Origin of the sequence: Mesorhizobium sp. M7A.F.Ca.CA.004.12.1.1 (assembly GCF_003997835.1) — a bacterium.
GTDB lineage: Bacteria > Pseudomonadota > Alphaproteobacteria > Rhizobiales > Rhizobiaceae > Mesorhizobium.
In genome coordinates this window covers 1-7,354 of sequence record NZ_RZRK01000264.1, presented here as the reverse complement: position 1 = coordinate 7,354, position 7,354 = coordinate 1, and the positions used below count along the sequence as shown (strand labels likewise).

Annotated in this window: 11 protein-coding genes; all 11 read right to left on the bottom strand. The window is 60.3% G+C overall.

Going from position 1 to position 7,354, the window contains the following annotated elements:
* Positions 1–1,673: hypothetical protein (locus EN984_RS15715; protein WP_127383821.1), on the bottom strand; the 1,673-nt coding region annotated here is incomplete at its 3' end.
* Positions 1,670–2,374 carry a hypothetical protein gene (locus EN984_RS15710; protein WP_127276398.1) on the bottom strand — a complete coding sequence of 235 codons (705 nt, stop codon included), beginning with the start codon at positions 2,372–2,374 and terminating at the stop codon, positions 1,670–1,672. The genes EN984_RS15715 and EN984_RS15710, both read right to left, overlap by 4 nt.
* A complete protein-coding gene (locus EN984_RS15705; protein WP_127271037.1) occupies positions 2,374–3,063 on the bottom strand; it encodes a hypothetical protein in 690 nt (229 codons plus the stop codon). The genes EN984_RS15710 and EN984_RS15705 overlap by 1 nt, the downstream gene beginning before the upstream one ends.
* A gap of 39 nt (positions 3,064–3,102) precedes the next feature.
* Entirely contained in the window at positions 3,103–3,288 is a 186-nt protein-coding gene (locus tag EN984_RS15700) for a hypothetical protein (RefSeq protein WP_027036502.1), read from the bottom strand.
* A gap of 60 nt (positions 3,289–3,348) precedes the next feature.
* Positions 3,349–3,840: a hypothetical protein gene (locus EN984_RS15695; RefSeq protein WP_127271039.1), complete on the bottom strand. Its 492-nt coding sequence runs from the start codon at positions 3,838–3,840 to the stop codon at positions 3,349–3,351.
* A 12-nt stretch (positions 3,841–3,852) separates the two neighbouring features.
* Positions 3,853–4,836, bottom strand: coding sequence for a phage major capsid protein (locus EN984_RS15690; RefSeq protein ID WP_013531602.1), 984 nt, complete (start codon positions 4,834–4,836; stop codon positions 3,853–3,855).
* A 5-nt stretch (positions 4,837–4,841) separates the two neighbouring features.
* On the bottom strand, positions 4,842–5,945 hold the full coding sequence (locus EN984_RS15685; RefSeq protein ID WP_127271041.1) for a hypothetical protein: 1,104 nt from the start codon (positions 5,943–5,945) through the stop codon (positions 4,842–4,844).
* Positions 5,942–6,145: a hypothetical protein gene (locus EN984_RS15680; protein ID WP_236383072.1), complete on the bottom strand. Its 204-nt coding sequence runs from the start codon at positions 6,143–6,145 to the stop codon at positions 5,942–5,944. Before EN984_RS15680 ends, EN984_RS15685 begins: the two co-directional genes overlap by 4 nt.
* Positions 6,146–6,301: 156 nt before the next feature.
* Positions 6,302–6,667: a hypothetical protein gene (locus EN984_RS15675; protein WP_127270717.1), complete on the bottom strand. Its 366-nt coding sequence runs from the start codon at positions 6,665–6,667 to the stop codon at positions 6,302–6,304.
* Between the two features lie 9 nt (positions 6,668–6,676).
* The gene (locus EN984_RS15670) at positions 6,677–7,090 is read right to left on the bottom strand and encodes a hypothetical protein (protein WP_236383071.1); all 414 of its coding nucleotides are present in this window, start codon (positions 7,088–7,090) and stop codon (positions 6,677–6,679) included.
* Positions 7,090–7,354 (bottom strand): hypothetical protein (locus tag EN984_RS38210; RefSeq protein WP_206517430.1); only part of this gene is annotated, 265 nt, incomplete at its 5' end. The genes EN984_RS15670 and EN984_RS38210, both read right to left, overlap by 1 nt.

The following is a 7,354-nucleotide window of genomic DNA, read 5'->3' as shown; positions in this document are numbered from 1 at the left end:
ACATCCCACTGGCCCGAATCCCACAGGTCCGCCGTGCCGCCATCCGCCGCCGGAGGGGCTGGCGGCAGACTGACGGAATAGTTGACCGAGAAAGAGATTTTCGGGCTGTAGGGCGTGGCGCTGAGAAAGGTCGGGCGCGCCTGGTGAACGGTCTTCAAGCCGCCCAGAGACTTCATGTGATCCGGGTTGCCGACATAGGTATAGTAAATCGGCAAGCCGTTATCATTGCCCGCAATCTCGGCCTCGAAAACCGTGCCGTCATTGGTACCGAAATAGAGGCGGCTGTCATGCAGTTCGATGCAGCGCGTGGCCCATCCGACGAACTTACACCAAGCCCCGGTTTCGAGATTGACGACGAACGACCATGCTTCCTGTCCGGCCGCCGTCACCGGCAACGCGACAATCGCATAGTTCATGTCCGGCCACTTGATGATCTCCCACGGCAGGGAAAGCCGGCGAGCAGCCTCACGCTTCCAATCCGGTTCGATATTGCGGGAGATAGCCGCAAGCGACAGCGCCGCCGCGTCTTTGTTGATGGCGGCTGAGATCGGCACCAGGCCTTCTTTGGTGGCCACGATCAGATCGCCGCCGGCTCGCATCGTACCACGCTTGCCCATCGGGTCCGTCAGATCGTAGCGGCCGACCAAGTTCCATTCCGCCGCAGTCGCACCAGCGGGGTTTGATCCTTCAAAGATTGCTGCCTCGCCTTCCGTGGTGACGAACACGCATTTGTCGTCGATGCCGTCGCCGGCATCGAGGGACCACGTAGCGCCGAACAGCAGCGAGCCGCCGCGCTGGAAGATGCCCGACAGGTTCAGCGAGCCCAGGGCGCCCGTCACGCTGTCCACCCCGAGATAGCGCGCGCGCATCGTGCCGCCTTCAATGAAGAACAGCCGATTGCGATAAAGCCAGACATGCGACAGGACAGAGGTCGCCACACCGGTAATCGCGGCGGAGATCTGCACCACGCCGCCCGGAATGTCAGCCTTCGCGGAGCCGGCAATCGAGCCGGTGACGGTCTCGTTGTCCTGAAACGTTCCGGTGATGCTCTGAATGTAGAGCGAACCCGTAGTGCCGTTGTCGATCGACTTGACGACAGTCGCGGTCGCGCCGCTGGTGCCGCCCGTGATCGTCTGGCCAGTCACATAGTTGACCGTCTGGGTATCGAAGTTCAGCCGATAGGTGGCCAAGCCATTGACGGCCGACCAATCGAAGGTGGTGCTGTAGAGCTGAAGGAAGTCCGTTCCGTTGACCGCCACCACGAACGAGCCGCCAGACGTGGTGAAATTCACATAGGAATAGTAGCCGGAAGTCTGGCCCGAAACGGACGCGGCCGGCGGCACAGTCGGCGAGGCCGGCGCTGTGACATCACGGATGGTGGTCGCATCGCAAGCCCAAATCTTCTTCGTGCCGCCAGCATTGTACGTGATGAAGCTTTCAACCGGGACGGAGCCGATCGTGGCACGCTTTACCGAGCCGCCGCGCATGCTGATGCCGGTAGAGGTCGGAAGGAAGTTTTCGAGGGTCTGGGCCGAAAACGGCTTGGATTTCACAAGGCTCTGATTGGTCACCCAGCCGGCGACAGGCGCGCCGAAAGTGTACGGCTGGGCCTTAGCCGCAGCCGGGACCGGAACAGCCTTGCGGCGGCCGGGGAAACGCTCGCCAAGCCTCACGGGGCACCTGTGACAGTCCCAGGCCACGCGACATTGCGACCGCGCCAGCTAAGGGGCGGCTGGCCCGACACGACCGGCTTTGAACCTGGATCTTTGTCGATCATGCGAAGCTTCAGCGTTTCAAAGTCGTCCTGGGCTTGCTGATAGGCAAGGCCCTTATTCTGCTTCCACCGGTAGATGATGGCGAGCTTCAGCAGCCGCTCGGAGAGCCTGAACGTGTCGGCATCTTCCGTGAAAGCCGGCTTCAGGGAATTGTTGCTCGCCTTCACAATCTCGTTTGAGACATAAAAGAACTTCACCGTCTCGGTGCTGGCCATGACCGGCCATTGGTGAAACTGGTCACCGAAAATAATCCAGTAGCCGTTCACCGTGGCGATCGGCGTCACCTGAAGCTCAATCCACTGATCCGGGCTGGTCAGATGGTTCGTTGCCCACAACCACCGGGACGACCAGAGCGAAGACGTTTGCTGCATTCGCTCATAGTCGTCCGGGAGGTCAAAATCGGCCGTGGTGCCGTCACCGATGAAGGTCTTCAGGACCAGCAGTTTTTGCCAGTCGTAGGCGTCGACGATTTCCGACGCCATCACGTTGGCAAGTTCCTGCATCTCAACCATTTCTCGATTGGTGGCGCCATAGACCAGCGTCGGCACGTCCATGCCGAGTACGGTCGCTGCACCCTTCACCACATCGAGAATGGACATCAGGCGGCGTCCCTCGCCCCGCCCTTGCCCTTGGGCTGGGTCCGCTCTTCAAGCAGCGCTTCCATGGCGGCCATTCGTTCGACCATGGCCGCGTTCTGCTCCGCCATCTGTTCAATGATGGCGTCCTTCTGGGCTTCGCGCTCGGATGCCTTGGCCGCGTCCGTGTTCTCGAGGAACAGTTTTGCCTGCTTGCGCATCTCGCGCATGTTGGGCAGGCGAACCTTATCCATCTGGCCTTCCTGAAGGTCGCGGACTTCTTCCACCGTACGGATGCCGCACTGACGAAGCACTTCGGCCTGTTCGGGCGAGACGCCAGGCCACGCCGCCAGCGCCATGCCATTGACCGGGATATCCTGACCCTTCTTGAAAGCATCATAGGCCGGCTCAATCTGCATCCAGCGCGCCGTCATGAACTTCAGCTTCTCGCCGTCCTGGTCCTCGCCCATCTTCGACGGGTCGGGCAGCATCAGGCGAACGCGTTCGGTGGTCTTGGTGTTCATCGGCGAGTGCGAGGGGGAATAGGTCACCCAGTCCTCCGCCTGCCGCTCCAGCAAGCGCCGGCCGCTGGCGTCGAGCTTGTAGCCCTTCAGGTCGCATTTCTCCGTCACCGGATCGCCTTTGACCGCCAACATCTCGTAGCTCGTCTTGAACCCCATCACGCGGATCATCGGGGCTTGGTTTTCGGACATGTGCATTGCTCCTGAAACGTAGCGGGCGCCGAAGCGCCCTTATTCGCTGATGAGGTCGCGGAGGTCGGGAAGCTCCGCCAAGATGGCGTCTGCCTGGTCCTCGTCGAATTCTGCTGCCTTGAAGGCTTCGGCTGCGCGAAGGCGCTCGCCACCGTTCCAAAGCTTCCTGATGTTCGTTACCGCGCCGGTATCGGCTGACGCGGCCTTTGCTTTCACTTTTGGCATTCCGTACTCCTGCGGTTGAAAGGGGGACGGGCGGAGCCGAAGCCCCGCCCGGAAGCCGGATCAGTACGGGAAGGCGCACATGACAATCTTCGCCGAAGCGTCGATTGCGTAGGCGCAGACCGTATCAGTCACGGCGGCGGCAACCTTCAGGGTGCCATCCGTGGTGGCCGACAAAACAAGGCCGTTGCCGTCCGCACCGGAGACCAGCGCGGTCGTAAGCGTTGCCACGCCCTTGACCTGTATCCAGGCATATTCGCCATTGCCGGGGGCAGCAGCGAGAACGCCGGCACCGTTTGCGGCGGTGTCGGACACGTCAGAGGTGACTTCGTTCGTCTGACCGGCAGAGACGCCGGCCGGCGCGTAGAAGCCAACCACGTTGTTGGCGACGGCGGCGATAGCGCCGGCACCTTGGTTGTATTTCACGAACCGATAGACCTTGCCGTCATAGGATTCGTAGGTGTCGCCAAGGCGGGGAGCCTTGCCGCTTTCCGCGCCCGTGAGATCAGCCGCGGTGTAGGTCTTGGTGATGTTGGCGCCAACAAAAGAGGTCATGGTTTCCGCTCCTTATGCCGCGTCGAAGAGGACGCCCTGAAGCGACCGGTTCGAGGTGACGAGGTTGCCCATCCAGTAGAACGGGATGACAACGGCGTCCTGGTTGACGGGCTTCTTCTCGTCGTCCTGCGTCCACTGAGCTTCCTTGTGCTGGTCGACGTAGACGTAATCCGTGTTGAGGAAATAGCCCTTCTCTGCCGTGGTCGTGAAATTCGTGTTGTCGTCGAAAATCACGTCTGCGGTCTTGTACTTCAGGCCGATGAAGCCCGACTGGGCCATGTCGGCGTCCATGTACCGCTGAAGCTGCTGCTCGCCGAGTTCGTACAGCGAATAGAAGTCATGGCTGAAGGTGATGATGTCCGGCTTGTCGGCGCCGCGCGTCAGAGCAAGCCAGAGTTTGTTCATGTCGGCCTTGAACGATGCGGCGTTTGCTGCCGAAGGCGAGGCGGCAAGGTTGGTGCCGGTGGCCTCCAGAAACTTGTTGCGCCAGAACGTCCAGGTTGCGGAATCGATGCCGCCGACCGTGCCCTGACCATTGGTCTGGAGAATGTTGGCCAGGCCGCCGATCTGGTTGGACAGCGAACCATCCGAGTACAGATCGACCGAGAAGTTATTCGCGGCGGTCTTCAGCGCGTTGCCCTTCTTGGTCTTGACGAGGTTGATCATCGCGAACTTGCCGCTGTTCTGGCGAAGCTCCTTGCCGCTGGAAACGACATGCAGCGCGACCTGCGCCCAGTCGAATTTCGCGGACGTGACGACATCCGAGCCGTTGGTGTTCAGCGTGTCGAGGCCGGCATAGCGTTGATAGGTGTTGTTTTCCGCGTATTCGAGCTGCACCTGAATTTCGGTGCCGCCATCGAGGTTGCGGATCTTGTTCTTCTTCTTCAGCCGGTTGAGGAAGGCGTTGTTCTTCGAAACGTTGTCCGCCACCTCGTTCGCGCTGTTGCGAAGCGTGGTGGACACCATTTCAGTGAAGGTGGTCGACGGACCAGCCATGGTGTTTAACCCTTTTGATTGCGATCATAGACAGCGGCCAACTCTTCCTCTTCGGTGAGAGCCCGACCCTTGCCTGATGCGGTTGATGGGATGTTGACGGCGGCGGCTCGACGAGCGCCTTCGACCTTGGCGGCGCCATTCGAAGCGGCTGGCTTTCCAGCGGCTGCTTTGGCCCGAAGATCGGGATCGGCGTTCACGGCCATGTCGTAAGCCAGACCGAACACGGCCTCTTTCGAGGCGGCATCGCCAAGCTTCCTTCGCGCCTTGTGGATTGCTTCAACCATGTCGACTTCAGGGATTTCCGAGTAGAGCGGCTTGTCGGCTGACAAGCGGGTCAACTCAGTTTCGGCCGATGTCTGGTCGGCGCGTTCCTGAAGCTTCTGGTTTATGCGGTCGTCGATACTTGCGGGGTTTCCGACCGTTGCGAGCAACGTTTTCAACCCGGCAATCTCTTGCCGCAATTCGCTTTCGCCCTGCTGGACGGTCTGGCCAAATGCTGCTGCGATTTTGTCGCGCACGCCGTAGCTGTCGATGATGGCCATGATGGATTCGACGGGAGCCCGGTCCAGATTGGCCTGGGCATTGAACAGAAAATCGATTGCCTTCGCAGGCGTTACCACCGACCCATCAGCGAGCTTGCGGCCCTTCTGCGGGTCGAAGTAGTGGGAATGCCGATCGATGACTTCCTGAATTGGCTTGACGGTCGAAAGCTGCCGGCCATGATCGGACAGGCGGCCTTGCAACTCCTGTTCGCGAGCGGCGACGAAGGCGCGAATTTCGGCGGGCGTCTTCTCCCAGGCACCTTTGACGACATCAGCGCCCTGAAGACCTTTCCAGTTGTCAGGCAGGGGAACCGTGCCGGCGCCAGGCGTCAGACCATCGCCAGCCGGTTCCCCGCCATCACCGCCTTTCGGCGATATCGTATCGGCCGCTTCGGACCGGTCCCCGCTTGCAAACCTGCCGTTCTCACGCTCCGCCCCGTTATCGCGTTCGTTCTTGTTCCAGATGGCTTCCAGAGCCGTATCATCGGCGGCAGCATTGTCGTTGATCGCGCCGGCATCGACGACGACCGGTGCGGCTTCAGCCACGGCAGCAAGTTGAGCGCTCATCGAAATTCCTCTGACACCTGAAGGCCCCGCTTCTGGCAGAAGTCGGGATTGCGAAATTTGCCCTTGGTCGGGGAAAGGCTGGGCTCGTACTCGACGCAATTGTGTTTCTTCAGATCATCGCGCCGCTGAGAGCGTGAGCCGATTACCGCGCCGTTGATCGGCGAGCGGTACTCCGGAATGTCGGAGATGACATTCGGCATGCTGATCTGGCCGGCGAATGGCTTCTCCATGGGAGCGCCCGTTTGCCGGTCAACGAAGATGCCGTTTCGAAACACGTACCGAGCCATTTCAAGTCCCGCTTGGAGGCAGGATGAAGGGTGCGGTCTGTCGGTGCGAAAAGATAAGCCGTTTGGAATTCAGGAGAGAAGCAGGACCATCAGCGTGTCGTCGTCGACCATGGCGTCGAGTTCGCGGGAGATCATCAGTTGGCCCATCTTGGCCATGATAGAGGCCATGGGGTCGGCTTGGGGCAGTTGAGGGACATGCATCTTTGCCATAAGCGCTTCAACCATGGCCGGCGTCAGCTCCGGCAGGATTTCCGATTCAAGGGGTTCAACTTTGCGGGCGTGAATGTCGACGGGCTTGCCGTGCCGGTCCAGATAGATCGTTGGGCGCCGCCTGTAGTGACCGGCGCCAGGTTGGCGAGTGTCAGTTTCAGGGGGCACAATCTGAAACGCATTTGCCTGGAACGCATTCCCCTGGAAGGCTGTGGCGAAGGCCATATCCCGATCCTATAGGCCGGACGCTGCCACAAAAAACGCGTCGATCTGCCCGTCGTCGAAACCGAGCGCGGCGAAGCCGGCCAGCATCATAGGTTCCGTCCGGACGAACGAGCCGCTATTCTCGTATGCGATCTGAACTGCCCTGCTCTGTGCTGAGACGAACGATTCTACCGCATCGAGCAGACCTGATGCCAGAAGCTGTAGTTTGAACTGCCTGGCCGAGACACTGGCAGGGATCTCCGGTTTGCTCACAGTCGGCACATAGGGCGCAACAACCCCAGCGATGGCAACCGCAAAAATTTCTGGCCCATAAACCGTGTCGTCGTCGGGAGAGGCAGAAAACGGGATCCAGCCGAATTGCGGATGGTTGATCTCAACATCGATCGTGCCGGCCGCATTGTATTTCGGGTTGCGGAACTCCATCAGGAAATCCTCATCGCCAAGAACGTTCTGCGTCGGATTGCGCCGCCGCCCGTGGAGACACGACCCATAGCGCGCCAAGTTCCCGACAGAGCCGTGCCGCCTTTGATAAAAGGTGCGCCACCCGAGCCATACGTGGTGTCATCGCCGGGGTCTGTCGTGACGGCTTCTGAGAAACCAGCCGGTTGCAGCGTAGACCCGGCCATCGTTAGACCTTCCGTGATCAACGTGGCAGTTAGGCTGAACACTTTGGCGTAAGTACCGGCC

What these genes read in the sequence shown, in the direction of transcription:
- EN984_RS15710 (WP_127276398.1), bottom strand. Translation starts at nt 2,374, where the DNA reads ATGTCCATTCTCGATGTGGTGAAGGGTGCAGCGACCGTACTCGGCATG.
- EN984_RS15680 (WP_236383072.1), bottom strand. Translation starts at nt 6,145, where the DNA reads ATGCCGAATGTCATCTCCGACATTCCGGAGTACCGCTCGCCGATCAAC.
- EN984_RS15675 (WP_127270717.1), bottom strand. Translation starts at nt 6,667, where the DNA reads ATGGCCTTCGCCACAGCCTTCCAGGGGAATGCGTTCCAGGCAAATGCG.
- EN984_RS15670 (WP_236383071.1), bottom strand. Translation starts at nt 7,090, where the DNA reads ATGGAGTTCCGCAACCCGAAATACAATGCGGCCGGCACGATCGATGTT.
- EN984_RS15705 (WP_127271037.1), bottom strand. Translation starts at nt 3,063, where the DNA reads ATGTCCGAAAACCAAGCCCCGATGATCCGCGTGATGGGGTTCAAGACG.
- EN984_RS15690 (WP_013531602.1), bottom strand. Translation starts at nt 4,836, where the DNA reads ATGGCTGGTCCGTCGACCACCTTCACTGAAATGGTGTCCACCACGCTT.
- EN984_RS15700 (WP_027036502.1), bottom strand. Translation starts at nt 3,288, where the DNA reads ATGCCAAAAGTGAAAGCAAAGGCCGCGTCAGCCGATACCGGCGCGGTA.
- EN984_RS15685 (WP_127271041.1), bottom strand. Translation starts at nt 5,945, where the DNA reads ATGAGCGCTCAACTTGCTGCCGTGGCTGAAGCCGCACCGGTCGTCGTC.
- EN984_RS15695 (WP_127271039.1), bottom strand. Translation starts at nt 3,840, where the DNA reads ATGACCTCTTTTGTTGGCGCCAACATCACCAAGACCTACACCGCGGCT.